The 25,112-nt window shown below is 70.2% G+C and carries 26 protein-coding genes and 1 pseudogene; 16 read left to right on the top strand and 11 right to left on the bottom strand.

What is annotated here, in order from left to right; genetic code table 11:
• Positions 1-3: 3 nt before the first annotated feature.
• A complete protein-coding gene (locus tag ACF3NH_RS15755) occupies positions 4-480 on the bottom strand; it encodes a MarR family winged helix-turn-helix transcriptional regulator (RefSeq protein ID WP_422924046.1) in 477 nt (158 codons plus the stop codon).
• A gap of 85 nt (positions 481-565) precedes the next feature.
• On the opposite strand from ACF3NH_RS15755, the gene hmgA reads away from it, so the two are divergent.
• The 7 genes from hmgA (at position 566) to ACF3NH_RS15720 (ending at position 7,387) form a co-directional block, all read left to right on the top strand.
• A complete protein-coding gene (gene hmgA / locus ACF3NH_RS15750; protein ID WP_422924044.1) occupies positions 566-1,921 on the top strand; it encodes a homogentisate 1,2-dioxygenase in 1,356 nt (451 codons plus the stop codon).
• 24 nt (positions 1,922-1,945) lie between these two features.
• A complete protein-coding gene (fahA, locus tag ACF3NH_RS15745) occupies positions 1,946-3,280 on the top strand; it encodes a fumarylacetoacetase (RefSeq protein ID WP_422924042.1) in 1,335 nt (444 codons plus the stop codon).
• Between the two features lie 71 nt (positions 3,281-3,351).
• Complete coding sequence (locus ACF3NH_RS15740) at positions 3,352-4,335, top strand: Bug family tripartite tricarboxylate transporter substrate binding protein (RefSeq protein ID WP_422924040.1); 984 nt, start codon at positions 3,352-3,354, stop codon at positions 4,333-4,335.
• A 3-nt stretch (positions 4,336-4,338) separates the two neighbouring features.
• Positions 4,339-4,971: a maleylacetoacetate isomerase gene (maiA, locus tag ACF3NH_RS15735; protein ID WP_422924038.1), complete on the top strand. Its 633-nt coding sequence runs from the start codon at positions 4,339-4,341 to the stop codon at positions 4,969-4,971.
• 12 nt (positions 4,972-4,983) lie between these two features.
• Positions 4,984-5,892 carry a LysR family transcriptional regulator gene (locus ACF3NH_RS15730; protein ID WP_422924036.1) on the top strand — a complete coding sequence of 303 codons (909 nt, stop codon included), beginning with the start codon at positions 4,984-4,986 and terminating at the stop codon, positions 5,890-5,892.
• Positions 5,893-5,986: 94 nt separating this feature from the next.
• The gene (locus ACF3NH_RS15725) at positions 5,987-6,724 is read left to right on the top strand and encodes a CoA transferase subunit A (RefSeq protein ID WP_198368398.1); all 738 of its coding nucleotides are present in this window, start codon (positions 5,987-5,989) and stop codon (positions 6,722-6,724) included.
• A 12-nt stretch (positions 6,725-6,736) separates the two neighbouring features.
• Positions 6,737-7,387, top strand: a complete 651-nt coding sequence (locus ACF3NH_RS15720) for a CoA transferase subunit B (protein ID WP_422924034.1) — start codon at positions 6,737-6,739, stop codon at positions 7,385-7,387.
• A gap of 155 nt (positions 7,388-7,542) precedes the next feature.
• Here ACF3NH_RS15720 and ACF3NH_RS15715 read toward each other — a convergent pair whose 3' ends face one another.
• The 7 genes and pseudogenes from ACF3NH_RS15715 to ACF3NH_RS15685 all read right to left on the bottom strand — a co-directional run bounded on the left by ACF3NH_RS15715 (position 7,543) and on the right by ACF3NH_RS15685 (position 15,549).
• On the bottom strand, positions 7,543-8,775 hold the full coding sequence (locus ACF3NH_RS15715) for a tripartite tricarboxylate transporter substrate-binding protein (protein WP_422924815.1): 1,233 nt from the start codon (positions 8,773-8,775) through the stop codon (positions 7,543-7,545).
• A gap of 131 nt (positions 8,776-8,906) precedes the next feature.
• Positions 8,907-9,724: pseudogene (locus ACF3NH_RS15710) on the bottom strand (LysR substrate-binding domain-containing protein).
• A gap of 220 nt (positions 9,725-9,944) precedes the next feature.
• A protein-coding gene (locus ACF3NH_RS15705; RefSeq protein ID WP_422924805.1) for an IS3 family transposase occupies positions 9,945-11,104 on the bottom strand; the annotation gives its coding sequence in 2 pieces (ribosomal slippage) (positions 9,945-10,843 and positions 10,843-11,104; 1,161 coding nt in all).
• A gap of 45 nt (positions 11,105-11,149) precedes the next feature.
• Complete coding sequence (locus ACF3NH_RS15700) at positions 11,150-12,091, bottom strand: Bug family tripartite tricarboxylate transporter substrate binding protein (protein WP_422924032.1); 942 nt, start codon at positions 12,089-12,091, stop codon at positions 11,150-11,152.
• Between the two features lie 59 nt (positions 12,092-12,150).
• Positions 12,151-14,358: a hydroxymethylglutaryl-CoA lyase gene (locus ACF3NH_RS15695; RefSeq protein ID WP_422924030.1), complete on the bottom strand. Its 2,208-nt coding sequence runs from the start codon at positions 14,356-14,358 to the stop codon at positions 12,151-12,153.
• Positions 14,359-14,617: 259 nt separating this feature from the next.
• A complete protein-coding gene (locus ACF3NH_RS15690; protein ID WP_422924847.1) occupies positions 14,618-15,049 on the bottom strand; it encodes a hypothetical protein in 432 nt (143 codons plus the stop codon).
• Between the two features lie 224 nt (positions 15,050-15,273).
• The gene (locus tag ACF3NH_RS15685) at positions 15,274-15,549 is read right to left on the bottom strand and encodes a tripartite tricarboxylate transporter substrate-binding protein (RefSeq protein ID WP_422924813.1); all 276 of its coding nucleotides are present in this window, start codon (positions 15,547-15,549) and stop codon (positions 15,274-15,276) included.
• Between ACF3NH_RS15685 and ACF3NH_RS15680 the strand changes: the two genes are divergently transcribed.
• Positions 15,540-15,806 (top strand): LysR substrate-binding domain-containing protein, encoded by a 267-nt coding sequence (locus tag ACF3NH_RS15680; RefSeq protein ID WP_422924028.1) that lies wholly within the window; start codon positions 15,540-15,542, stop codon positions 15,804-15,806. The genes ACF3NH_RS15685 and ACF3NH_RS15680 overlap by 10 nt on opposite strands.
• Positions 15,807-16,221: 415 nt before the next feature.
• Here the strand turns inward: ACF3NH_RS15680 and ACF3NH_RS15675 are convergent, their stop codons facing one another.
• Positions 16,222-17,370 carry an alpha-D-ribose 1-methylphosphonate 5-triphosphate diphosphatase gene (locus ACF3NH_RS15675; protein ID WP_422924026.1) on the bottom strand — a complete coding sequence of 383 codons (1,149 nt, stop codon included), beginning with the start codon at positions 17,368-17,370 and terminating at the stop codon, positions 16,222-16,224.
• The gene (gene phnF / locus ACF3NH_RS15670) at positions 17,367-18,128 is read right to left on the bottom strand and encodes a phosphonate metabolism transcriptional regulator PhnF (RefSeq protein ID WP_422924024.1); all 762 of its coding nucleotides are present in this window, start codon (positions 18,126-18,128) and stop codon (positions 17,367-17,369) included. The genes ACF3NH_RS15675 and phnF overlap by 4 nt, the downstream gene beginning before the upstream one ends.
• Positions 18,129-18,171: 43 nt before the next feature.
• On the opposite strand from phnF, the gene phnG reads away from it, so the two are divergent.
• Genes phnG through ACF3NH_RS15630 form a run of 8 tightly spaced genes read left to right on the top strand, consistent with a single transcriptional unit; the run spans position 18,172 to position 24,478 of the window.
• Positions 18,172-18,687 carry a phosphonate C-P lyase system protein PhnG gene (gene phnG, locus ACF3NH_RS15665; protein ID WP_422924022.1) on the top strand — a complete coding sequence of 172 codons (516 nt, stop codon included), beginning with the start codon at positions 18,172-18,174 and terminating at the stop codon, positions 18,685-18,687.
• Positions 18,687-19,253, top strand: coding sequence for a phosphonate C-P lyase system protein PhnH (gene phnH / locus ACF3NH_RS15660; protein WP_422924020.1), 567 nt, complete (start codon positions 18,687-18,689; stop codon positions 19,251-19,253). Before phnG ends, phnH begins: the two co-directional genes overlap by 1 nt.
• A gap of 4 nt (positions 19,254-19,257) precedes the next feature.
• Positions 19,258-20,352 (top strand): carbon-phosphorus lyase complex subunit, encoded by a 1,095-nt coding sequence (locus ACF3NH_RS15655; RefSeq protein WP_422924018.1) that lies wholly within the window; start codon positions 19,258-19,260, stop codon positions 20,350-20,352.
• Positions 20,349-21,203, top strand: coding sequence for an alpha-D-ribose 1-methylphosphonate 5-phosphate C-P-lyase PhnJ (locus ACF3NH_RS15650; protein WP_422924016.1), 855 nt, complete (start codon positions 20,349-20,351; stop codon positions 21,201-21,203). Before ACF3NH_RS15655 ends, ACF3NH_RS15650 begins: the two co-directional genes overlap by 4 nt.
• Positions 21,200-21,973, top strand: coding sequence for a phosphonate C-P lyase system protein PhnK (gene phnK, locus ACF3NH_RS15645; RefSeq protein WP_198367812.1), 774 nt, complete (start codon positions 21,200-21,202; stop codon positions 21,971-21,973). The genes ACF3NH_RS15650 and phnK overlap by 4 nt, the downstream gene beginning before the upstream one ends.
• Complete coding sequence (gene phnL, locus ACF3NH_RS15640; protein ID WP_198367811.1) at positions 21,970-22,668, top strand: phosphonate C-P lyase system protein PhnL; 699 nt, start codon at positions 21,970-21,972, stop codon at positions 22,666-22,668. The genes phnK and phnL overlap by 4 nt, the downstream gene beginning before the upstream one ends.
• Positions 22,665-23,804: an alpha-D-ribose 1-methylphosphonate 5-triphosphate diphosphatase gene (locus ACF3NH_RS15635; protein WP_422924013.1), complete on the top strand. Its 1,140-nt coding sequence runs from the start codon at positions 22,665-22,667 to the stop codon at positions 23,802-23,804. Before phnL ends, ACF3NH_RS15635 begins: the two co-directional genes overlap by 4 nt.
• Positions 23,801-24,478 (top strand): DUF1045 domain-containing protein, encoded by a 678-nt coding sequence (locus tag ACF3NH_RS15630; protein WP_422924011.1) that lies wholly within the window; start codon positions 23,801-23,803, stop codon positions 24,476-24,478. Before ACF3NH_RS15635 ends, ACF3NH_RS15630 begins: the two co-directional genes overlap by 4 nt.
• Here the strand turns inward: ACF3NH_RS15630 and phnN are convergent.
• Entirely contained in the window at positions 24,462-25,043 is a 582-nt protein-coding gene (phnN, locus tag ACF3NH_RS15625; protein ID WP_422924009.1) for a phosphonate metabolism protein/1,5-bisphosphokinase (PRPP-forming) PhnN, read from the bottom strand. The two genes, ACF3NH_RS15630 and phnN, sit on opposite strands and share 17 nt — an antisense overlap.
• Positions 25,044-25,112: the final 69 nt, after the last annotated feature.

The raw sequence follows: 25,112 nt of genomic DNA, 5'->3' as shown, positions 1-25,112 counted from the left end.
GGCCTAATCCGCGCCGCCGCCGGACAGTTCCTCCGTGCGGCGGCCGATCTTCTGCAGGATAACCGCGAGCTGGCGCTGCTCCGACTCTGTCAGGGCGGCGGACAGCGCTTCCTGCATCTCCCGCGCCAGCGGCACGATCTGGCAATAGATGGCGTGGCCCGCGCTGGTCAGCTGCAGGATCTGCGCCCGCTGATCCTGCGGGTGCACGGCCCGACTCAGCAGCGTCTTGTCGGCCAGGCGGATCACGGCGCGGCTGACGCGCACCCGGTCCATGCCGGTCTGCTCGATCACCTGCTGGGTGGATAGGGCACCGTGCTGCCCGACCACCGCCACCACGCGCCATTCCGGAATGCTGAGCCCGAAGCGTTCCTGGTAGCGCGTGGCAAAAAGACTGCTAACGGCCTCCGTCACCACCGAAAGCCGGTAGGGCAGGAAGTCCTGCAGGATGAGCGGTACGGTATCGCGGTTGCTTTCGGGCATGCTTTCGCTTTTCATCTCATATGATACGATATAGAACGGCCGGTGGAGGTTGCAAACAGCCGCCGCACCCGTGGGAGGACAGAGGATGAATGTTTCCCTGAGACCCGGCACCGCCGCCACCCCGGCCGCGGCCGCCAACGCGCCGGGCTATCTTTCCGGCTTCGGCAATGGGTTCGAGACTGAGGCGCTGCCCGGCGCCCTGCCGGTCGGGCGCAACTCGCCGCAGAAATGCGCCTACGGGCTGTATGCCGAGCAGCTCAGCGGCTCTCCCTTCACCGCGCCGCGCGCCACCAATGAGCGGAGCTGGCTGTACCGCATCCGCCCCACCGTCACGCATTGGGGGCAGTTCCGGAAGGTGGATGCCGGGCTGTGGCGCACCGCCCCCTGCGCCGAGACGGACATGCCGCTAGCGCCACTCCGCTGGGACCCGATCCCGCTGCCGGACACTTCCGTCAGCTTCCTGGAAGGCATCCACACCGTCACCACCGCCGGCGATGCCGGGGCGCAGGCCGGTATGGGCTCGCACGTCTACCTCGCCACCCGCTCCATGCAGGACGAGTATTTCTACAACGCCGATGCCGAAATGCTGTTCGTGCCGCAGCAGGGCTCGCTGCGGCTCTGGACCGAGTTCGGCATCATCGACATCGAGCCGGGCGAGATCGCCGTGATCCCGCGCGGCGTGAAGCTGCGTGTCGAGCTGCACAATGACGCGCCGGCGCGCGGCTATCTCTGCGAGAATTACGGTGGCGCCTTCACCCTGCCCGAGCGCGGCCCGATCGGCGCCAACTGCCTGGCCAACCCGCGCGACTTCCTGACGCCCGTGGCCGCCTATGAGGAGCGCGACACCCCCGCCACCGTGACGGTGAAGTGGGGCGGCAATCTGTGGCAGGCGGAGCTGCAGCACTCGCCGCTGGACGTGGTGGCCTGGCACGGCAATTACGCGCCCTACAAGTACGACCTGCGCCGCTATTCCCCGGTGGGCCCGGTGCTGTTCGACCATGCCGACCCGTCGATCTTCACCGTGCTCACCTCGCCTTCCGAGACGCCGGGCACCGCCAACATCGACTTCGTCATCTTCCCGGACCGCTGGCTGGTGGCCGAGAACACCTTCCGCCCGCCCTGGTACCACATGAACATCATGAGCGAGTTCATGGGGCTGATCTATGGCGTGTACGACGCCAAGACCGGCGGCGGCTTCGTGCCCGGCGGCTTCTCCCTGCACAACACCATGCTGCCGCACGGACCCGACATGAACGCCTTCGAGGGCGCCAGCAACGCGGAGCTCAAGCCGCACAAGCTGGAAGGCACGCTGGCCTTCATGTTCGAGACCCGCTTCCCGCAGCGCGTCACCCGCTTCGCCGCCGAGGCGCCGCAGTTCCAGCAGGACTACGCGGGCTACGGCGCCGGGCTGCAGAAGCATTTCGACCCCACGCGCCCCTGATACTGGCCTCCGAGGAGCACGACCTTGAGTGATGACTTGCCGCCGGCCCGTGCCGCCATCGACGCCACCCACGACCCGGCGCTGCGCTGCTGGGTGGCGGGGGCCGACGGGCACGCCGACTTCCCCATCCAGAACCTGCCCTTCGGCCTGTTCACGCCGCCGGGCGAGAGCACGCCGCGCGGCGGCGTCGCCATTGGCGACAGCATCCTCGATCTGGCCGCCGCCGCGGCGGCGGGTCTGTTCACCGGCGCGGCGGAGCAGGCGGCCGCCGCCGCCTCCGGCCAGACCCTCAACGCACTGATGGCGCTGGGGGCCGGCCCGCGCCGCGCGCTGCGGGCGCGGCTCTCCGCCATCCTGGCCGAGGGCAGCGCGGACCGCGACAAGGCCGCGCCATGCCTGCACGACGCGGTCGGTTGCGTGCTGCATCTGCCGGCGCGCATCGGCGACTACACCGATTTCTATGTCGGCATCCACCACGCCACCAACATCGGCAAGGTATTCCGGCCGGACAACCCGCTGCTGCCCAACTACAAATACGTGCCGATCGGCTACCATGGCCGCGCCTCCTCCGTGCGCGTCAGCGGCACCGCCGTGCGGCGCCCGCTCGGCCAGCTGAAGGCTCCGGAAGCCGATGCCCCGCGCTTCGCCCCCTGCGAGAGGCTCGATTACGAGCTGGAGCTGGGCGTCTGGATCGGCCCCGGCAACACGCTGGGCCAGCCGATCCCGGTGGCGGAGGCCGAGGCGCATGTGGCCGGCTACTGCCTGCTGAACGACTGGTCGGCGCGCGACATCCAGGCCTGGGAATACCAGCCGCTGGGGCCCTTCCTGGCGAAGAATTTCGGCAGCACCCTGTCCCCCTGGGTGGTGACGCCCGAGGCGCTGGCGCCCTTCCGCATGGCGCAGCCGGCGCGCCCCGAAGGCGACCCTGCCCCCCTGCCCTATCTGCTGGACCAGGCCGACCAGAACGGCGGCGCCTTCGGCATGGCGCTGGAGGTGCTGATCCAGACGGCGCAGATGCGCGAGCAGGGGCTGCCGCCGCACCGCCTCGCGCTGTCCGACACGCGCCACATGTACTGGACCGTGGCGCAGATGGTGGCGCACCACACCAGCAATGGCTGCGACCTCAACCCGGGCGACCTGCTCGGCTCCGGCACCATCTCCGCGCCCGGGCCGGAAGGCGTCGGCAGCCTGCTGGAAGCCACGCGCGGCGGCCGCGAGCCCATTGCCTTGCCCTCCGGCGAAACCCGGCGCTTCCTGGAGGATGGCGACGAGATCATCCTGCAGGCGCGCGCCCGCAAGGATGGCGCCGCCGGCATCGGCTTCGGGGAATGCCGCGCCCGCATCCTGCCCGCCGCCTGAAGCGCCGCCTGAATCGCTGCCGGTCCCAGAAGGACCGGTCCGAGAAAGACCAGTCCAAGAAAGAAACGTCCATGCCGAATGCCAACCTGTCCCGCCGCGCCCTGGCGCTGAGCGCGCTCGGCGCCGCCCTGTTGCCGCGCGCGGCGCGCGCCGCCTGGCCGGAAGGCCCGGTGAAGTGGATCGTCGCCTATGCGGCCGGGGGTGGCAGCGACACGCTGGCGCGGCTGCTGGCGGCGCGCATGGCGGAGGGCCTCGGCAAGCCGGTGGTGATCGACAACAAGCCGGGCGCCGCGACCAATATCGGCGCCGAGGCCGCCGCGCGCGCACCGGCGGATGGCTACACCACCCTCACCGCCGACAACGGCACGCTGGTGTTCAACCCCGCCCTGTTCCGCCGCCTGCCCTACGATCCGGACCGGGATTTCCGCCCGGTCGGCGGCATCGCCCGCTTCCAGCTCGTGCTCGCGGTGAAGAAGGATTCCGCGCTGCGCGACATCGGCGCGCTGCTGGCGCAGGGCAAGGCGCGGCCGGAGAGCATCGACTACGCCTCGCCGGGCATCGGCTCGCCGCATCACCTGGCGATGGAGCGGCTGGCCCGCAGCATCGGCGCGCGCTTCTCGCACATCCCCTATCGCGGCGCTGCCCCGGCGCTCAACGACCTGCTCGCCGGGGTGGTCGAGGCCACGGTGACCGACACGGTGGCGGGCGGCGAGGCGCTGCGTAGCGGCATGGCGCGCCCCGTGGCGGTGTTCTCGGCACGCCCCCACCCTGGCTTCCCCGAGCTTCCCACCATTGCCGAGGCCACCGGGCTGCCGGATCTCGAAGCCTATGCCTGGCAAAGCCTGATGGTGCCGCGCGCGACGCCCGATGCCGTTGTCGCCCGCCTGGCGGCCGAGCTGGGCACCGCCCTGACCGATGCCGGCATCCGGCGCAAATTCGCCGAGATCGGGGTGGAGCCGCTGCCGGCCTCGGCGGAGCAGGTGCAGGCCATGATCACGGCGGATCGGGCCATCTGGGTTCCGCTGATCCGCGACCTCGGCATCACACTGGACTGAACCATGAAGCTGCACGGCTATTTCCGTTCCTCCGCCGCGTGGCGGGTGCGCATCGCGCTGAACCTCAAGGGCCTGACGGCCGGGCAGGCGTTTCACCACCTGCGCCATGGCGGGCAGCGGGCGCCGGAATTCCTGCGGCTCAACCCGCAGGGGCTGGTGCCGGCGCTGGAAACCGACAGTGGCGCGGTGCTGACGCAATCCCTCGCCATCTGCGAATGGCTGGAGGAGGGCTGGCCCGCGCCGCCGCTGCTGCCGCCGGGGCATGACGCGCGCGCCGCCGTGCGCGCCTTCGCCCTGGCCATCGCCTGCGACATCCACCCGGTGCAGAACCTCAAGGTGCTGTCCCGCCTGCGCGGCCTCGGCCTGCCGGAGGAAGCGGTCACCGCCTGGGCGCGCGACACCATCGCCGAGGGGCTGGCCGCCTGCGAGGCGCTGCTCGCCGGTCAGCCCGGCCCATTCTGCTTCGGCGAGGCGCCGGGCCTGGCCGATCTCTGCCTGGTGCCGCAGCTCGGCAATGCGCGCCGCTTCGGTTGCGACCTTTCGGGCCTGCCCCAGATCGGCGCCGCCGAGGCGGCCTGCGCCGCGCTTCCGGCCTTCCGGGACGCGGCGCCGGAGCGGCAGGCCGATGCCGAATGACGGGCAGCGTCCTTGACGCCGCCTGACTGGGTCACCCTGCGGATCTTTCTGGCCGCGGTGGAACTCGGCAGCCTCAGCCGCGCCGCCGAGCAGTGCGGCATCGCCATTTCCGCCGCCGCCCGCCGGGTGCAGGATCTGGAAGCCGATTGCGGCGTGCCGCTGCTGGAACGCAGCGCCCGCGGCGTCCGGCCCACCGCCGCCGGCGAGCGTCTGGCGCGGCATGCGAGCACGCTGCTCGACCAGGCCGGGCGGCTGTCGGACGACCTGCGCGCCTTTGCCGGCGGCGGCAGCGGCAGCGTCCGGCTCTCGGCCACGACTTCGGCCCTGTCCGGCCACCGTCTGGCCGAGGATCTTGCCGCCTTTGCCGCCGCCCGACCTGGCATCTCTGTGGAGCTGCAGGAAGAAACGACGCGGCCGATCCTGGACGCGCTGCTGCAGGGCCGCACCGATCTCGGGATCATCACCAGCGGCGTGCCGCTGCCGGCCGGACTTGAGGCGGAGCTCTGGCACACCGACCGATTGCTGGTACTGCTGCCGGCCGGGCACCGCTTCGCGCGCCACGCCCAACTCGGCTTCGCCGATGTGCTGGCGGAGCCGCTGATCGGCGTGCAGGCGGGCGGCGCCCTGGCTCTGCTGCTCGAGCAGGAGGCGGCTTTGCTGGGGCGGGCGCTGCATTACCGCTTTCGCGTCGCCAGCACGGATGCGGCGCGCCGCCTGGTCGCCGCCGGCCACGGGCTGACGGTGATGCCGGACGGCGTTGCCGGGCCGTATCAGACCGCCCTTGGCCTGCGCGGCGTGCCTCTGGCGGAGCCCTGGGCCAGGCGGCAGCTGCGGCTGGTTTCCCGGCCCTCCTGCCTGCTGCCTCGCGCGGTGCGCCTGCTGTTCGACCACCTGAACCGCTCGGCCGATGCGCCGCCCTGAGAATGCCGTGAGGTCATCGGCTCCGGCGCTGCCGCGCCCGGTAGGCAGGGCTTGCCGGGCTGAAACACGAGAAAGCATGAGAGCTCCCATGGCGATGCGGAAAGTCTACCCGGATGCCAAGGCCGCGCTGGAAGGCGTGCTGCGCGACGGCATGTTGATCCATGCCGGCGGCTTCGGCCTCTGCGGCATCCCCGCCCTGCTGATCGAGGCGATCCGCGATTCCGGGGTGAAGGACCTGACGGTGGTCTCCAACAACGCGGGCATCGACGATGCGGGCCTCGGCCTGCTGCTGAAGACGCGGCAGATCCGCAAGATGATCTCCTCCTATGTCGGCGAGAACAAAACCTTCGCCGAGCAGTACCTGGCGGGCGAGCTGGAGATCGAGTTCAACCCGCAGGGCACGCTGGCCGAGCGTATCCGCGCCGGCGGCGCCGGCATCCCCGCCTTCTTCACCAGGACCGGCGTCGGCACGCAGGTCGCGGAAGGCAAGGAGACGCGCGAGTTCGACGGCGAGACCTATGTGATGGAGCGCGGGATCTTCGCCGACCTCGCCATCGTGCACGCCTGGAAGGCCGATACCGAGGGCAACCTCGTCTTCCGCAAGACCGCGCGCAACTTCAACCCGATGATGGCGACGGCGGCGAAGGTCACCGTCGTGCAGGTCGAGCACCTAGTGCAGCCGGGCGAGATCGACCCCGACCAGATCCACACCCCCGGCATCTACGTGAAGCGTATCGTCAAGCTGCCGGAGGGCTACGAGAAGCGAATCGAGCAGCGCACGGTCCGCAAGCGCGTGACCGACCTCAACCCCGCCAACAGCAACGTCGCCTGAGGAGCAGCAGCCATGGCCTGGACCCGCGACGACATGGCCGCCCGCGCCGCGCGCGAGCTGGAGGACGGCTTCTACGTCAACCTCGGCATCGGCATCCCGACGCTGGTGGCGAACCACATCCCGGACGGCATCAACGTCCAGCTGCAATCCGAGAACGGCATGCTCGGCATGGGCCCCTTCCCCTATGAGGGGGACGAGGACGCCGACCTGATCAACGCCGGCAAGCAGACCGTGACGGCGCTGCCCACCACCAGCTTCTTCTCCTCCGCCGACAGCTTCGCCATGATCCGTGGCGGGCATATCGACATCTCCATCCTGGGCGCGCTGCAGGTGGCGCAGAACGGCGACCTCGCCAACTGGATGATCCCGGGCAAGATGGTGAAGGGCATGGGCGGGGCCATGGACCTCGTCGCCGGCGTCAAGAAGGTGGTGGTGCTGATGGAGCACACCGCCGGCGGCAAGCCCAAGCTGCTGCGCGAATGCACCCTGCCGCTGACCGGCAAGGGCGTGGTGGACATGGTCGTCACCGAGCTCGCCGTCTTCACCATCGACCGCCAGGGCGGCGGCATGGTGCTGGTAGAGCTGGCGCCGGGCGTGACGCTCGACGAGGTGCGCGAGAAGACCGAGGCCGAATTCGCCATCCCCGAGACGTTGCACGCGTGATGCAAAAGGCGTGAATGGCCGTCAGCCTCCGCTGGCAATGCCGCGCGAAGATCTTCGGTGCCGGAAGGGCGGTCGAGCGCCGCCGCGTTGCAGCCCTTGGGTGGGGGCGGGCCCGGGAGGGGCGAAGCCTCTCCCGAAGATGCTGAAGCAGCCTGTCAGCCCTCCGGCCGAAGGTTGAGGGCGCGGATCACCTCACCGAGCCCCTCGCGTTGCCGGCCGATCAGGGCGGCGAAGTCCGCCGGACCGCCGCCGGCCGGAAACGACCCGGTGCCGATCAACCTTTCCTGCAGGTCGGGTTGGCGCAGCGCCCCGTCCGCCGCCGCCGCCAGCAAGGCCACCAGGCGCGGCGGCGTTTGCTCGTGCGCCATCAGCCCGTAAGATACAGCCTGGTCGAATCCGGGCAGGGTTTCCGCCACGGCCGGAACCGCTGGCAGGGCCGGGAAGCGCCGCGCCGTGGTCACCGCCAGCAGGCGGGCGCCGCTGGCGGCCGTTTCCGTATCCACCCCCGACCACTGACCGAACAACAGATCGATGCGGCCCGCCGCGGTGCCGGCATAGGGGATGTGCCGCATCCGGATGCCGGCGTGGCGCTGCAGCAGCTGCGAGATCAGGTAGTGCGCGCTGGTGGTGTTGTTGGCGCCGTAGGTCAGCTCGTCCGGCCGGGCGCGGGCCAGGGCAATCACCGTCGCCAGACCGGCCCCGCCCGGACCAGGCCGGTCCGACCCTGGCCCGCCGAGGCCGGGCTGGGCAAAGATCACCAGCGGGCCGCTGCCGAGCTGCACGACCGGCGCCAGCCGCTCCATCGGGTCTACGGTTCCCGGCGGCGTCAGGTGGGACTGGTCCATGCCCATGGCCGCCACACCCGGCGGCGCCGTCGGTTGGATGAAGACCGGCAGGGCGCGGTCGTCGATGGCGGGCCAGACGGGGGCGAAGAGCGGGTCGGTCAGCGGCTGGCCGGCGATGTTGCCCAGCACCACCACCCCCGAGGCACCCTGCGACAGGGACCTCTGCAGCTCGGCCACCGCCAGCTCGGCGAACTGCCAGGGCAGCGAGGCGAACCAGCGGATGCGGTCGGGGTAGCGGCTCTGCGCCTCGGCCATGGGGTCGTTGTTGTCGCGCGCCGCGGCCAGGCTGATCTCGCCGCTGCCGAAGAACACGTTGGGGCAGGTGAGTGAGACGATCGCCACATCCACCCCGGCCTCATCCATGCGGCGGATTCGCAGGTCGTCATCGCTCATGGCCGGGGTGGGCGTCATGAACGGCGCGCCGTCCTTGAAGATGCACATCTTCCCGGAAGCCGGGTTGGTCCGGTAGGACAGATGCGGCCCGCCATGCTGCGCCAGCATCTCCAGCCAGCGCGGCGAGAACATGTGGGTGTGGACGTCGATGACGGGGCTGGCTATGGGCGCAGCTCCTCATGCCGCCGCCTCGGATGGGCGGCGTTGCGGCCCATCATGCGCGCCCGCCCGGGCAGCAGAAGAAGCATGTGGCGCAGGGGGCGTGCACCGCCCGCGCACGCTCAGCCGATCAGAAGATGGTCCCGCAGCAGCCGCGAGGGGGACGGGAGGGGCCCTTCCGGACGCGACATCAGCCGCAGCTCCCTCACCGCCCAATCCTCCGCCAGCGGAACGCAGCGCAGGTGCAGCAGCGCTTCATAGCGGCGGCAGACGCCCTCGGGCATGATCGCGATGCCGTGGCCGGCGGCGATCAGGTGATGGCAGGCATCCAGGCTGCCGACGCTCAGATGGTAGCGCAGCGTGCGCCCGATGCGTCGGGCCTGCTCCTCCAGCAGCAGGTCAAGCGCCCCGCCCTCCATGACGCGGATCAGCGGCAGGTCGAGCAGGGCCGGGAAGCGCAACCGTGCCTTGCCGCCAGGGCGTGGTCAAGCGGCAGCACGCCCATCAGCCGGTCCCTGCGCCACGGCCATGCCTCGCAGCCCTCTGGCACGGCTTCGGCGATGGTGACGATGCCCAGGTCGATGTCGCCCTCTGCCAGCTGGTGCAGGATGGCCAGGCTGCCGCCTTCGCGGATCTCGACCTGCACGCCTGGCCGCGCGGCGGCAAAGCACGTCAGCTCGGCCGCCAGCCCGTGCCCCGCCAGGGCCGAATGGGCGGCATGGAAGCGCACCGTGCCGTAGCCGCCGCCGGCAAACGGCTGCATGTCGCCTTCCAGCCGCTTTGCCAGATTCATCAGGGCGCCGGCATGCTGCGCCATGGCCTGGGCCGCCACGGTGGGCCGGACCCCCTGCGGGCGCCGCTCCAGCAGCGTCACGCCGAAATCCTGCTCTAACAGCCGCAGCCGCGTGGCGGCGGCGGGGCGCGATGCCGCACGCCCCAGCCGCCTTGGTCACGCTGCCGAGCCGTAGCGTGGCGAGCAGAATGTCGAGCGCGACTCAGTCCGGGCGCGGCCGCATCGCCTAGCCGCCCCGCTGGCCGGTCGCCATGACGCTTTCACTCGATGCGGATGTTGCCGCGCCGGGCCACCTCCGCCCATTTCCGCCGCTCGTCATGGATGTAGTGAAGTTGCCCCACTTCCGTAGACGGTTAGTGGGTAAGGATTAGTCGTTCTCGGCCATGGCTCTGGCTTCGTATTCGATGGGCGAGAGGTAGCCCAGGGCCGAGTGGCGCCTTGTGGGATTGTAGAAGCCCTCGATGAAGGCGAACACCGCCATCCGGGCCTCGGCCTGGGATCTGAAGCTGCGCCGGTCCAGGAGTTCGCACTCGAGAGTGGCGAAAAACGCTTCGGCCATGGCGTTGTCATAGGCGTCACCGACCGAGCCGGTGGAGGGGCGCACACCCGCCTCTTTGCATCTGAAGCCGAAGGCTACCGACGTATACTGGCTGCCCTGGTCAGAGTGGTGGACGACATCGGCGGGCTTCCTCGTCGTCACCGCCATGTCGAGCGCGTCCAGCACGAGGCGCGTGCGCAGGTCAGTCGCCATGGCCCAGCCGACGATCCGGCGCGACCAGACATCGAGAACGACGGCGAGGAACAGGAAGCCCGCCGCGGTCGGCACGTAGGTGATGTCGGCCACCCAGAGCCGGTTCGGACCTGCCGCGCGGAAGTCGCGGCTAACGAGGTCGTTGGCGGGCCTGTGGCGCGGCTCCCGTTGCGTCGTCGTCGGGAAGCGGCGCCTGGAGACGCCGCGCAGCCCGGCGCCGCGCATCAGCCGCGCCACCCGCTTGCGGGCCACGGCAGTACCCTCGGCTTGCAATTCGGCGTGCACCCGCGGCGCGCCGTAGGTGCCGTGAGAGGCCGTATGGATGGTGCGGATCCGGCGCAGCAGGGTCGCGTCGCTCATGGCATGAGCTGATGCCGGTCGGCTGCGCCATGCGTAGTAGCCGGACGCAGAGACGCCCAGCACGCGGGCCATGGTGGCGATGGCGAATTCGGCCTGGTGCGCGCTCATGAACTCGAAGACCCGTTCGGGGTCCTCTCCCTCGCGAACCAGGCCGCCGCCTTTGCCAAGATGTCGCGCTCCTGGCGCAGGCGATGATTCTCACGCCGGAGCTTCGTCAGCTCCTCCCTCTCCGGGCTGCTCACGCCGCCATCCTTGCGAGCTCCACCGTCGCGCTCAGCCTGACGAACCCAGTTCCAGATCGACTGCGCCGTCGGCTCGAACTCGCGGGAGAGATCCTCCGGCGTTCGTCCCGATCGGACCAACTCCACCATCTGCCGCCGGAACTCTGGCGGGTAGGGCACCCTGAATTTCGGCATCTTCGACACCTCCATCTCAAGCCTCGGGGTATCCACGAAACCGGGTCAACTCCAGTAGCGAGCAAATTCCTGCGGTCCTTCCGACAACGGCCTGGTGCTGGCCTCGGCGATACGTGCCCGCAATTTGGCATCCGTCATCGCCCTAGCAAAGCCCGCATGCAGGCCAGCGACCACTTCGGGCGGCGTTCTGGCCGGCGCCAGCACACCGCCCGAACCACTGACGCTGTAGCCCGGCAACCCGGCGGCCTCGGCCACTGTCGGCAGGTCCATGCCGGGAACCCGATCCGCCGAACTGACGGCCAGGGCGCGGAGCATGCCCGAAGCGATCAGCGGCAGGGTGGCGGCGGCGCTTTCGAAGCTGAAATCCACTGCGCCCGAGGAAACATCGGTCAAAGCCGGGCCGCTGCCGCGATAGGGCACGTGGGTGGCCCGCGTGTCGAGCCCCTGCAGAAACAGCTCGGTGCCAAGATGCCCCGTGGTGCCCGGGCCGCTGGAAGCATAGGTGAGGTTGCCGCTCCTGATGCGCCGCACCAGATCGGCCAGGCTCCGGTCCGGGCTCTTGCCCGGCACGACCACCACCAGCGGCCCCTCAAAGATGCGGATGATGGGCAGGAAGTCGCGCTCCGGATCGTAGGGCACGTTTGACATGACCGCGGGATTGATAGCCAGGGTGGCTAGGCTGCCGAAAACCAGCGTGCTGCCATCCGGCGGCGATTGCGCGACGCTCTGCATGCCGATGGTGCCGCCGGCGCCGGCGCGGTTCTCCACGATCACCCGGGCCTGCGGCCAGCTCAGCTCACTGGCCTTGTCGGCGAGCAGGCGGGCGAAGATGTCGTTGGCCTGACCCGGTGTGAAGGGCACCACGATCCGGATCGGCTTGGAGGGCGTCCAGGGCTGCGCGGCGCGGGCCGGCCGGGCCGCGGCGAGCAGGGCTGGCGCGGCGAGCACGGCGGCAAGGCCGCGGCGCGTGAGGCGATGATCGTGCATTCCTGTTGTTCCTCGTGCTTCTTGATGTCCGCCCTCGTGACGCGGGGGCGGATCCTTGGTCACTCGGCGGCGGCGGGTGCCGCCTGCGGCACCGCCAGAATGCCCCTGGCCGTCAGGCCGGCGATCTCGGCCTCGCTCAGCCCGGCTTCGCGCGCGATCTCGGCATTGTGCTCGCCGACGCGCGGCGGCTGGCGGCGCAGCGCGGGGCGGCCGCCCGGCAGCAGCACCGGCAGGCCCGGCAAGCCGGCATCGGCGCGCGCCTGAACGTCGCGCGGCGCCGCCTCGGCCCCGCTGAGGTCCACCGGCAGCAGCCCGCCCGAGGCCCGCAGATGCGGATCGTCCAGCAGCTCGCCGGGCTTGGCGATGGGCGCGAAGGGCAGGCCGAGCGCCTCGCACCGCGCCATCAGCTCGGCCTTGGGCAGGCGGGCGAACAGCGCGGCCACGCGCGGCAGGATGCGCGGCCGATTGGCGGCCAGAGCGCGCATGCCGGCGAGCTGCGGGTCGTCGCGCAGGTCATGCAGGCCGAAGGCCTCGCAGAAGCCCCGCCACTGCGTCTCCGTCACCACGCCGACAAAAACCTGCGCGCCGGGCTCGGCGCTGTCGAAGATGTCGTAGAGCGGCCAGGGCTTGCGCATGTCCGGGTCACCAAACGGCTCCGGTTCCTTGCCTTCCAGCGCGGCGCGCGCCATGTGCTGCGCGGTCAAGACCATGTTGGTCTCGAACAGCCCGGACTGCACCAGTCCGCCCAGGCCCGTCACCTCGCGCTGGCGCAGCGTCGCCATGATGGCGATGGCGGCAAACATGCCGCCCATGATGTCGTTGACCGAGGAGCCGGCGCGCAGCGGCCGCCCCGGCGGGCCGGTCATGTAGGCCAGCCCGCCCATCATCTGCACCACCTCGTCCAGCGCCGCGCGATGCTCGTAGGGGCCGGGCAGGAAGCCCTTGCAGGAGGCGTAGACCAGGCGCGGATTGATCTCCGCCAAGGCGGCTTGGCCGAGGCCCAGCTTGTCCATCGCGCCGGGGCGGAAATTCTCCACCAGCACGTCGGCGCCGGCGGCCAGGCTGCGCACCAGGGCCAGGCCCTCGGGGCGCTTCAGATCCACGCAGAGCGAGCGCTTGTTGCGGTTGAAGGTCGGGAAGAAGCCCAGCGCCGGGCCGGTCAGGCGGCGCGTGTTGTCGCCCGCCGGCGCCGGCTCGATCTTGATGACCTCGGCGCCCAGATCGGCCAGCACCATGCCGCAGCTCGGCCCCATGACCATGTGGGAGAACTCGATCACGCGGATGCCGGCCAGCGGCGCCGCCGATGGCCGGATGGCGGGCGCCGGCAGGGTGGCGCGGAACGTGCGCGGAATGCCGGCGGCGGCGACGCGGCCATGCAGCTTCTCCTCCGGCAGGCCCTGGCGCAGCGCCTCCCGCGCGGCGATCAGCGCGCCGAGATCGATGCCGGTGGCGAAGCCCTCCGATTCCAGCAGGTATACCAGGTCCTCGGTGGCCGCGTTGCCGACCGAGCCGGGGGCGAAGGGGCAGCCGCCCAGCCCGCCCAGCGCCGCGTCGAAGCCGCGCACGCCTTCCTCCAGCGCCGCCAGGGTGTTGGCCATGGCCATGCCCAGCGTGTCGTGCAGGTGCAGGTTGCCGAAGCGCGCCGGCCCGACCTCGGCGCGCACCGTGCGCACCAGCTGCCGCACCTGCGAGGGCGTGGCATAGCCCAGCGTATCGGCCAGGGCGATCACGTCGGCTCCCGCCGCCGCCAGCTCGGCGGCAAGCCGCAGCACGTCGTCCGCCGGCACCTGGCCCTGCAGCGAGCAGCCGAAGGCGGTGGAGATCCCCGCCTCGATGCGCGGCGCGCCCTCGCCCAGCCCGCGCACCCATTCCACCACCCGCGCGACCTCGGCGACCTGCTCGGCGCGCGAGCGCCGCACATTGGCGCGGCTGTGCGCCTCGCTGGCGGACACCGGCAGGAGAATGGATTGCGCCCCGGCGGCGGCGGCGTTCTGCGCCCCGCGCAGGTTGGGCGCCAGCGCCACCACATGCAGGCCGGGATGCGCGGCGCGCACCGCGGCCACGAGCTGCGGCGCGTCCGCCATCTGCGGCATCGCGGCAGGGGGAACGAAGCTGGCGACCTCCATCTGGCGCAGGCCGCTGGCGGCCATGGCGGCGATCCAGCCCAGCTTGTCGCCGGTGCTCATCACGGCCTTGGCCATCTGCAGGCCGTCCCGCGGGCCAACCTCGCGGACCATGACCTTGGCTGTTTGCACGACGCTGCTCACCGCTTCCTCCCGTTGTTCTCACCGCAGTTTCAGGCTTGCGCCTGAACCACGGAAGTCTCCAGTCACGGAAGCAGCATCGCTCAACCGCGGAAGCCCCCGGCGGAAAGCTGGTCAGCCGGCGGCGGCGAATTTCACCTCGGGGTCTGGATGCTGCAGAAGGGTTTCATGCAGAAGAGTGCGTTCTGGTGCTTCTTATCGGATGCGCCGGCGCAGCGATCCTTGAACCGCGCCGGGTTTGCCGGAGGCTGTTCGGTGTGGGTCATGCCGCCAGGGGTGTGACCTCCTGTGGTGCATAGTAGCGCGCCTCCGCCTTGGCGTGAGGGATATTGCCGATCGGCTCGAAAAGGCGGCGGTTGGCAGGTAGCCATTCGGCGTGGGACGCAGTCATCCTATCCCGGCGTCCCGGGGCGCTTGAGTAGCTCAGGATCGGCTTTGTGGATCTCGACGAGTTCACGAAGCATCTCGATACCGAAGTCAATGAACGCCATGATGCGTCGTCACCGGAGCCGCAGACCCAGATCAGCCCATCTTCCCGATCCATTTCGTTAGCGACGATCCAATGCCGGTCCTCGTCCTCGCCGAGTATTGCCGCCATGCGCGCGATGGCGAGGACGTGGTGGACTTTGTTGGTCGGCGCCACTGTCAAGCCGCTTGAACAAAGGCGGCGTCGAGTTTGGGTTTCCAGTTCCACGGCAGCAACTCGTCGAGCCGATGGGCGGGCGCCAAAGGCTACGGTCAGGAAGGCTGGGCGGGTTAATCTAGCAAGCGGGCTCAGCGGATGCTGGCACGGCGGCTGTTGCGACCTCATTCGGCCTCGTCCCCACGATGGGACTTCGGGTGCCGGTTTTCCGTAGCCGCTCCGGCGAACTACGCCACGGTCGCCTCTCGGCTCCAGCAGGATTCGGTGCCATCGCATCACATCGGCTGCAACACGACGGCCAGCTTGCGGGCGACAGCCACCTTGGCGCGCGCCACGACGGCGTGGCCGACGGTGCCGGCAGCGCCCGCGCGGTTCTCGACGACGAAACTCTGTCCAAGCTCATCGCTGAGCCCTTGCGCGACGAGGCGCGCGACGAGATCGACCGAGCCGCCCGCGGCGAGGCCACCATGATCGTCACGGCGCGGGTCGGATAGTTTGCCGCGGCCGCCGCCACCGGGAGTTTTCGCGAGCGGGGAAAGAGGTGGCGCTATCGCTGGACGCTCCGCTGTCCACGAATGACGCGGACCTGTTGATCGCGGTCGCGCTCGATGGCGCCGGTCTGGCCTTTATCACCGAAGCGACGATCACTGACCATCTTGATGCCGGGCGCCTGGTACGCCTGCTTGATGACTGGTGCCCGCCCTTTCCAGGGTGGACACTTTACCACCCTCGGAACCGCCACCTACCACCGCCGCTACGTGCCTTCATCGACTTCCTTTCTGCGCAGGCGACCGCCGCGACAGCATGAAGAGGCGTGGAGCGGCAGGCGTGCCAGCGCCACCGGCCTCAATTTTTCGGCTGCCACATGCGCGCTCAAGCAGCATCAGGAAGTGCAGCCCGGTAACGTCCATAAGCCACCTTTACGAGCAACCCCTCGTCGCACATGCGAGACAAGTAGCAACGAGGGACACCAATATCGGTCAGATCCTTCGTTCGAACCTCTCCCTTCTGAAGAGCCAGCGCAACAGCCCGCGACCTCAGGGGAGGAGGAGGCCTCCCAGCAAGACGTACACGCTCCGCTCGTTCCCGATCACGCTTCCTTTGCTTCGCGTGCAGTTTCCACGTAGTTTCTCGGGGAATCTCGGGTAAGAAGTTCGTTTCTTCATTCAGTCCGGGGAGCTAACAAGAAAAGGGCGCCGGCAACGGCGCCCTTTTCTTGTTCATCAACCTTGCCGCAGCCGTGAGCCGAATTCAGCCTGGGCCCAGGCCAATCGGCCGGCGCAGAAGACGGCAACCGGCGCCCGCCGCGCCGGATCCACCACCACGACATCCCCACGCATGCCTGGCAGGAGGTCGCCGCGGTCCCGCAGCCCCGCGGCACGGGCCGGATTGCCGCTGATGAGAGCCCAGGCAGCCGGCAGGTCGAGCCTGCCCCGATCGAGCAGGGTGAAAGCCGCCTCCAGAAGCGCCGGCCAGACGTAGTCCGAGGCCAGGATCGTCACCAGCCCCTGCTCCGCCAACGGCGCCGCGCTGGCCCAGCCCAGATGGCTGCCGCCGCGCACGACATTGGGCGCTCCCATCACCACCGCCTCCCCCGCCCGCTGCGCCGCCTCGGCCACGGCCTCGGCCATGGGAAACTCGCTGATGCCGACGCCGAGGGCGCGGAAGGCCTCGCGCTCGTCAAGGTTGGCCTCGTCGTGGCTGGCCATTGGCAGATCGAGACGCCGCGCCATCTCCGCCATCCGCCTGCGGGCCTCCGGCACCTCCGCCCGCCGGGCCATGGCAGCCCGGGCGAGGTCACGAAAGGCGTCCAAGCCGATGCCGGCCCGTTCCGCGTACTTGGCGGCCTGGCGCTCGTCCTGAAGCTTCCGGACAATGCTGGGCGTGTGGTCGTTGAAGGCGAGGAGATCGACCCGGCCGGCCTCCATATCCGCCAGCGCCTCCTCCAAGGCATCCAGGTTGTCGGCCTCGAAGCGCAGATGCACGCGCAGATCGGCGGACAGCCAGGGTCTGGCCGCCTCCAGCGCCTGCAGGATCTGACGCCAGGCCGCGACCGATCGCAGGCCGGGCTCCCAGGACAGCGTCACCCCCAGGAAGGCCGTCGTGATCCCGGCGGCAAGGATCTGGGACTCCGAATCGCGCAGGGCGAGAGCGGACGGGAAGCTGACTCCGGGCCGGGGCTGGAACTGCCGCTCATGCGCGTCCCCGTGGATATCGACGATACCGGGCAGGATGAGCAATCCCTGGGCATCGAGCCTCGCGGCGCCCGCTGCCGGGTCTGGCAGGACGACGCCGCCTCCGAGAAACAGATCCTCGTTCCGCAGCGCGTTGTCCCGGAGGAGCTGGCCGCCGGAAATCACCCAAGCCTTCATGAATCCACTCCGCCGCCGTCACTGATGACCACCTGCACGCGCCCGGCGGCGTAGCATGACAGGGTGTAATCGATCGGTTCCCCGGAGGGATCGACGTTCAGCGCCTCCGCCTGCATGACCGGCCGCAGCCGGGCCTGCTGCAAACGCTCCGCCTCCTCGGCCTCCGGCAGGCGAGCCGTCAGGCGGGTCCAGCGGCGCCGGTAGTCCGCGATGCCGCAGCGGCCGAGGGCAGTGGTGATGGAAGCCTGGTCGCGCAGGGCCTCGGCCAGTCCCGCCAGGCGGGGCAGCACGAAATGATGGCGCCCCAGCACCACGGGCCGGCCATCGGCGAGGCCCAGCCGCTCCACCAGCAGCACCGGCCGGCCCACCCTTATCCGCAGGGGCTCGGCCACGGAGGGTTCGGCCGGGACTTCCAGCAGGCGCAGGATGCGCCCGTCGGGCTCGCGATTCTGCGCGCGGATCACTTCCGAGAAACGGATGCGCGGCCCGAGGGGGTAGTCGAGCATGTCGTCGGCGACGAAGGAGCCTCGCCCCTGCTCGATCCGGATCAGGCCCCGCAGCGCCAGGGAATCCAGCGCGCGACGGACGGTGTGGCGGTTGACGCCGTGCCGAGCCGCGAGCGCTGCCTCGGTCGGCAAGCGTTCACCGGGCGAGAAGGTACCTTCCGCCATGCCTCGCTCAAGCGACTGGGCGATCTGGCGCCACAGGGCGACGCCCTCACCACGCGCCAGGGTTTTGGCCGAGTTCTGCGTCGTCATCAAAGCTTCAAGCTTCATCCTGAGGTGAGGTGGCAAATTCGGATTGACTGTAGGGGATCGGATATCTAGTCGTCTAGACATCTCAACAGACCCCGAGGCTGCCTTGTCAGATTTTCCTCAGGACCACGGCGAACGAAGGCGTTGGATGGGCATCCTGGCCCGGTCGAGCGCGGCGGAGATGACCGAACACCTTGAAGCCTTGCCACCCCTGCCGTCTCACACCCGGCTGCGAGGCCCCGAGACGGGCCTGATCATGCTGCGAGGCCGTGCCGGCGGTGACGGCGCCGCCTTCAACCTGTCGGAAGCCGTCGTCACCCGCTGCAGCATCACCCTGTCCGATGGGCGGATGGGACACGCCTATATCCTGGGCCGGGACGACCGGAAGGCGGAGCTGGCCGCCGTGCTGGATGCCGCCCTGCAGGATCCCGAGCGCCGTCCGGCTCTCCTCTCGGGCGTGATCGCGCCCCTGGCCGCTGCGCAGGCCGCCCAGGCCGAAGCCACGGCGCGCAAGGCCGCCGCGACGCGCGTGCAGTTCTTCACCATGGCGAGCATGCGCTGATGCGCCCCGGTTTCGCTGATCCTGTCCTGGATGCGCAGGCGAGTTTCCGCGCCATCCTGGAAGCCATGAGCCGCCCCGGCCGCATCCAGCGCCTCGAGGCGGCACCCAGCCCGCCTGCCCCACTGGCTCCGGCCACCGCCGCGGTTCTGCTGACCCTGGTGGATGCCGAGACACCGCTCTTCACCGATGTCGGAGGCGAGGCGGCCGACTGGATCCGCTTCCATTGCGGCTGCCCCATCGTCCCGCAGCCGGGCGAGGCGGCCTTCGCCCTGATCGTCGGCGCCCCCCCGCCCCTGTCGGCCCTGCCGGCGGGCAGCGACGAGGACCCGCAGGCCGGCGCGACACTGATCTGGCAGGTCGCCGCACTCCGCGGCGAGGCGGGATGGCGGCTGTCGGGCCCCGGCATCGAGCGCGAGCATCGGCTCGAGGTGCGCGACGCGCCGGCATCCTTCCTCGGCGAATGGACGGAGATGGGCCGCGCCTTCCCGCGTGGCGTCGACGCCATCCTCTGCGCGGGCCGGGATCTGGCGGCCCTGCCCCGCACCTTGCGCATCCGGGAGGGCTGAGGCCATGGCTTATGTTGCGGTCAAGGGCGGCGAGCAGGCCATTCGCCACGCCCATGCCTGGCTTGGCGAGACCCGGCGGGGCGATCCGGTCACCGCCGAGCTGGAGATCGCGCAGATCGAGCAGCAGCTTGGTCTCGCGGTGGACAGGGTCATGGCGGAAGGGTCCTGCCTCGACCGGGGCCTCGCGGCACTGGCCATCAAGCAGGCGCAGGGCGACCTGATCGAGGCGATCTTCCTGCTGCGTGCCTACCGCACCACATTGCCGCGCTTCGGCTATGCGCGGCCCCTCGACACCGCCGCCATGCGGCTCAACCGCCGGGTTTCGGCCACCTACAAGGATCTGCCCGGCGGCCAGGTGCTCGGCCCGACCTACGACTACACGCATCGCCTGCTGGACTTCTCTCTCGCCCGTCCGGACGCCGCGCCGGAGGCGGCGCCCCAGGCAGCCGAGCCGCAACCTGCCGCGCCGCATGTCACCGAGCTGCTGTCCCGCGAGGGGCTGATGGCGCGGGAGCCGGAGGACGGCCAAGAGCCGACGGACCTGACCCGCCAGCCGCAAAGCTTTCCGGCCGATCGCTCTGCCCGTCTGCAGAACCTGGCCCGTGGCGACGAAGGCTTCCTGCTCAGCCTCGGCTATTCGACCCAGCGGGGCTACGGCAACAGCCACCCCTTCGTCGGCGAGATCCGGCAGGGGCTGGTCACCGTCTCCATGGTTCCGCCGGAGCTTGGCTTCGAGATCGATCTCGGCGAGATCGAGGTCACCGAATGCCAGATGGTCAACCAGTTCCACGGTTCGCGCAGTCAGCCGCCGCAGTTCACGCGCGGCTACGGTCTGGTGCTGGGTCGCTGCGAGCGGAAGGCCATGTCGATGGCCCTGGTGGATCGAGCCCTGCAGGCCGGCGCTCTCGGCGAGGACCGCGCGGCACCCGCCCAGGACGAGGAATTCGTCATGCTGCATTCCGACAATGTCGAGGCGACCGGCTTCGTCGAGCACCTCAAGCTGCCGCATTACGTCGACTTCCAGAGCGAGCTGGAAGTGGTGCGCCGCCTGCGGGAGGCCGCCGCGGCAGAACCCCGATCCGTGGAGGCCGCGGAATGACCGCCGACCCGGGCTACAACTTCGCCTACCTGGATGAGAACACCAAGCGGATGATCCGCCGCGCCGTCCTCAAGGCCGTCGCCATTCCCGGACACCAGGTGCCCTTCGGAGGCCGCGAGATGCCGCTGCCCTATGGCTGGGGGACGGGCGGGATCCAGGTGACCGCCTCGCTGCTCGGGCCGGAGGATGTCCTGAAGGTCATCGACCAGGGCGCCGATGACACCACCAACGCGGTGTCGATCCGGCACTTCTTCCGGCGCGTCGCGGGGATTGCGGTGACCACCCGGACGAGGGAGGCCAGCATCATCCAGACGCGCCATCGCATTCCGGAGGCGAAGCTCACGGAAGGGCAGATCATCGTCTATCAGGTGCCCATGCCCGAGCCGATGTTCCGGCTGGAGCCGCGCCTGACAGAGACGCGGCGCATGCATGGCCTCGCCGATTATGGCGTGATGCATGTCAAGCTTTACGAGGACATCGCGCGCCATGGCGAGATCAGCATCGCCTACAATTATCCGGTGATGGTGCATGGGCGCTACCTCATGTCGCCCTCGCCGATCCCGGCCTTCGACAATCCAAAGATGGACCGCATGCCCGCGCTGCAGCTCTTCGGCGCCGGCCGCGAGAAGCGCATCTATGCCGTGCCGCCCTATACCTCCGTGCGCAGCCTCGATTTCGAGGATCATCCTTTCCGCGCGCACCGCGCCAAGGGCTGCTGCGCCCTCTGCGGAGCCGGGGACAGCTACCTCGACGAGGTCGTGACCGACGATCGCGGCGGCCGCATGTTCGTCTGCTCGGATACCGATTACTGCGAGGAGCGGCAGGCCTCCCGCACGGAGGACGCGGCATGAGCGGCGCTCTTCTGGAGGCTTCCGGCCTGGCCCTGCGCTTCGGCGCCATCCGTGCCCTCGAGGATGTGCAGATCGACATCCATCCCGGAGAGGTCGTGGCGATCGTCGGCGAGTCCGGCTCCGGCAAGTCCACCTTGCTGCGCGTCCTGTCGGGGCAGATGCGGCCCGATGCGGGCCAGGTGGTCTATCGGGACCTGGAGGGCATGGCCCATTCGGTGCATGACATGAGCGCCGCGGCGCTGCGCCGCCTGATGCGCACCGACTGGGGCTTCGTGCACCAGCATGCGCGCGACGGCCTGCGCATGAACGTCTCCGCCGGCGGCAATGTCGGCGAGCGGCTGATGGCGGTGGGCGCGCGCCACTACGGCGATATCCGCGCGGAGGCGCTGGACTGGCTGCGGCGGGTGGAGATCGACGCCACGCGCATCGACGACCTGCCGCGCGACTTCTCCGGCGGCATGCAGCAACGACTGCAGATCGCGCGGACACTGGTGACCCGCCCGCGCCTCGTCTTCATGGACGAGCCGACCGGCGGGCTCGACGTCTCGGTCCAGGCCCGCCTCCTCGACCTGATCCGCGGGCTGGTCTCCAATCTCGGCATCGCGGTGCTCCTGGTCACGCATGACATCGCCGCCGCGCGCCTCCTGGCGCACCGCATCCTGGTGATGCGCCACGGCCGCGTGGTGGAGCATGGGCTGACCGATCGGGTGCTCGACGATCCGCAGCATCCCTACACACAACTTCTCGTCGCATCGGTGTTGGCGGCATGACGGCTTCCCTCTGGACCGAAGATCTCGGCAAGAGCTTCCGCCTGCATCTGCAGGGGGGGCTGAGAATCCCGGTGCTGGCCCATGTCGGGTTCAGCGTGATGCCGGGCGAATGCGTCGCCCTGGCGGGCCCCTCGGGGGCCGGCAAGTCCACGCTGATGCGATGCCTCTATGGCAATTACGGCGCCGAGCATGGCCACATCTGGCTGCGGCACGAGGGCGAGCCGGTGGAGATCACCGCCGCCGATGCCCGGGCGATGCGGGAGATACGGCGCCGCACCCTGGGTTATGTCTCGCAGTTCCTGAGGGTCATCCCGCGTGTCGGTGCCCTCGACATCGTGGCGGAGCCCATGATCGCCGCCGGCATGGCGGCCGAGGCCGCCCGGAGCCGGGCCCGCGACCTGCTTCTCCGGCTGAATCTGCCGGAACGGCTGCATGGCCTTCCTCCCGCCACCTTCTCGGGCGGCGAGCAGCAGCGCGTCAACCTTGCCCGCGGCTTCGGCCCCGGCTACCCCATTCTCCTGCTCGACGAGCCGACAGCCAGCCTTGATGCCGCCAACCGCGAGGTCGTGATGACATTGATCGCCGAGGCCAAGCGGGCCGGCGCCGCCATCATCGGCATCTTCCATGATACCGAGGTGCGCGACAGGGTCGCCGACCGCCTTCTTGAAGTCTTGCCCATCCAGGACGCCGCATGACCGCCGAAACCATTCTAACCAACGCCCTGCTGGTCCTGCCGGATCGCGTGGAGGCCGGGACCCTCCTGGTCCGGGACGGGTTGATCGCCGAGCTCCAGCCCGGCCCGAGCCGGTTGCCGGGGGCCATCGACCTGGAGGGCGACCACCTGATCCCGGGCGTCATCGACGTCCATACGGACAATCTGGAGCGCCAGGTCCTGCCCCGCTCGGCGGCCCGGTGGCCTTCCCGCTCGGCCTTCCTGGCGCATGACGCGCAGACGGCGGCCGCTGGTGTCACCACCGTGCTGGACGCGCTGTGCCTGGGCGACCTTGGCTTCGATGCCGAGCGTACGGAAACCTTCCTGAACGGGGTGGCCGACCTCGATGCCCTGGCGCCGACCGGCCTGTTGAAGAGCGAGCATTTCCTGCATCTGCGCTGCGAACTGCCGGCGCCCGACCTGCTGCCCCTGCTGGAGCGGGTGGCCGACCATCCGGCCGTGCGCATGGCGAGCCTCATGGATCACTCGCCGGGCGTCGGGCAGTATGTCGATGTCGAGCGCTACCGTGCCATGCGGCTCCGGGGCGGCCTGTCGGCCGACGAGGTGGACCGCCGGATCGCCAACCTGCTGGAGCAGCGCGAGCGGCTGCGCGGGCCCCAGCGGCGCGCCTTGCTGGACCGGCTGGCGCATCGCCACCTGCCCCTGGCCAGCCACGACGACTGGGACGAGGAGGAGATCGCCGGCAACGCCGCCGATGGCGTGCTCATCTCGGAATTCCCGGTCTCGCTGCAGGCGGCCAGGAGCGCGCGGCGCCATGGCATGGAGATCATCGCCGGGGCGCCGAACATCGTCCGCGGCGGCAGCCATTCCGGCAATGTCGCCGCCACCGATCTGGTCCGGGCCGGGCTCGTGGATGTGTTCGCGAGCGACTATGTCCCGCCGGCCATGATCGAGGCCGTCTGGCGCGCCGCGGCGCAGACCGGCATCAGCCTCCCCGCCGCCGTGGCCACCATCACCGACGCGCCGGCCCGCATGCTGCGGATGCAGGACCGCGGGCGGCTCGAGGCAGGCCGGCGCGCCGATCTGGTCCGCTTGCGCCCGCTGGACGGCATCCCCGTGGTGCGGAGCGTGTGGCGCGAAGGCAGCCGCATCGCATGAGCGCGCGGCTGGCGCTCTACTGGGCCCCGGAGCGGGAGGATCCGTTGCATGCCGCGGCCTCCGCCTGGCTGGGCCGGGACGCGGAGACGGGCGCTGCGCTGCCTCAGCCTTCCATCGCCGGGCTGGATCTGGCCGAGGTGACGGCCGATGCGCGCGGATACGGTTTCCACGCGACGCTGAAGGCGCCCTTCCGTCCCGCCATCCCGGAGGCGGGAGTTCGCGAGGCCGCCCAGAACCTCGCGGGGCGGATCGCGCCCTTCGACCTGCCGCCCCTCGTGGTGGCGGATCTGGATGGCTTCCTGGCGCTGCGGGAAAGCCACTCCTGCCCCGCCCTTCAGGCTCTCGCCGATGCCGCGGTCGAGATGCTGGAGCCCTGCCGGGCGCCTCTGACCGAGGCCGAGGTCGCGCGGCGCAGGCCCGAGCGGCTGGCGGAGCGGCAGCGCAGCCACCTGTACCGCTGGGGCTATCCTCATGTCTTCGAGGATTGGCGCTTCCACATGACGCTGTCCCGCCGCCTGACGCCCGGGGAGGCCGATATTCTGCGCCCGGCCGCCGAGGCGGCCCTGGGCACCGCCGCGGGCCGGCCCCGGCGGGTGCGGGAGGTATGCCTGTTCGCCCAGGCCGGGCCGGGCGAACCTTTCCTGATTCTGGAGCGGTTCAGGCTCGCCGGCTGATCGCCGCCGCGGCCGATGCCCGGTGGAGCGCGGCCAGCAGGCGGGCGGCGCCCGCCTCGGGCGTGCCATCATTGGCGATCTCAATCACCTCGAGCCCGGCCGCGAGCGGCGCCGTGCGGCCGAGGCGGCGGGCGACCTCCTCCTGGCTTTCCCGCCCCCGCGCGGCGAGGCGCGCCGCCCTGAGCGCCAGCGGCGCCGTCATCAGCAGGACGAGCAACGGATAGCGCCGGTTGGCCTCCTCCAGCACGGTCCGCGACAGATTGGCCACGACGACGCGGCCTTCCGTCAGATCAGTCTCGATGTCGCGCGGGATGCCGTAGGAAAGGCCGTGCGCTTCCCAGTGCAGGGCAAAGGCGCCTGTGGCCAGTGCCTCCCGGAAGGCCGTGCCGGAGATCGGCAGGTGATCCTCCGCACCGGCGTGGCGGATGGTCTCGGCGGGCCGGGTGATGAAGCGGCGCACGAAGCGGTACCGGGCATCCTCCCGCAACCGATCCTGGACCAGGCCGAGAAGCGTGTCCTTGCCCGCGCCCGAATCGCCGACCACCGTGATCAGCCTGCCCTTCATCCCGTCCTCCGAGGTTGACCGGCCGGTTTTCGACGCGCAGAGACGGCGAGGCAAGCACCCAAGCCCGCC

Source organism: Pseudoroseomonas sp. WGS1072 (assembly GCF_049340465.1).
Lineage (GTDB): Bacteria > Pseudomonadota > Alphaproteobacteria > Acetobacterales > Acetobacteraceae > Pseudoroseomonas.
Note: the sequence above shows the minus strand (reverse complement) of the source record. Positions and strands in the feature narration are given on the sequence as shown.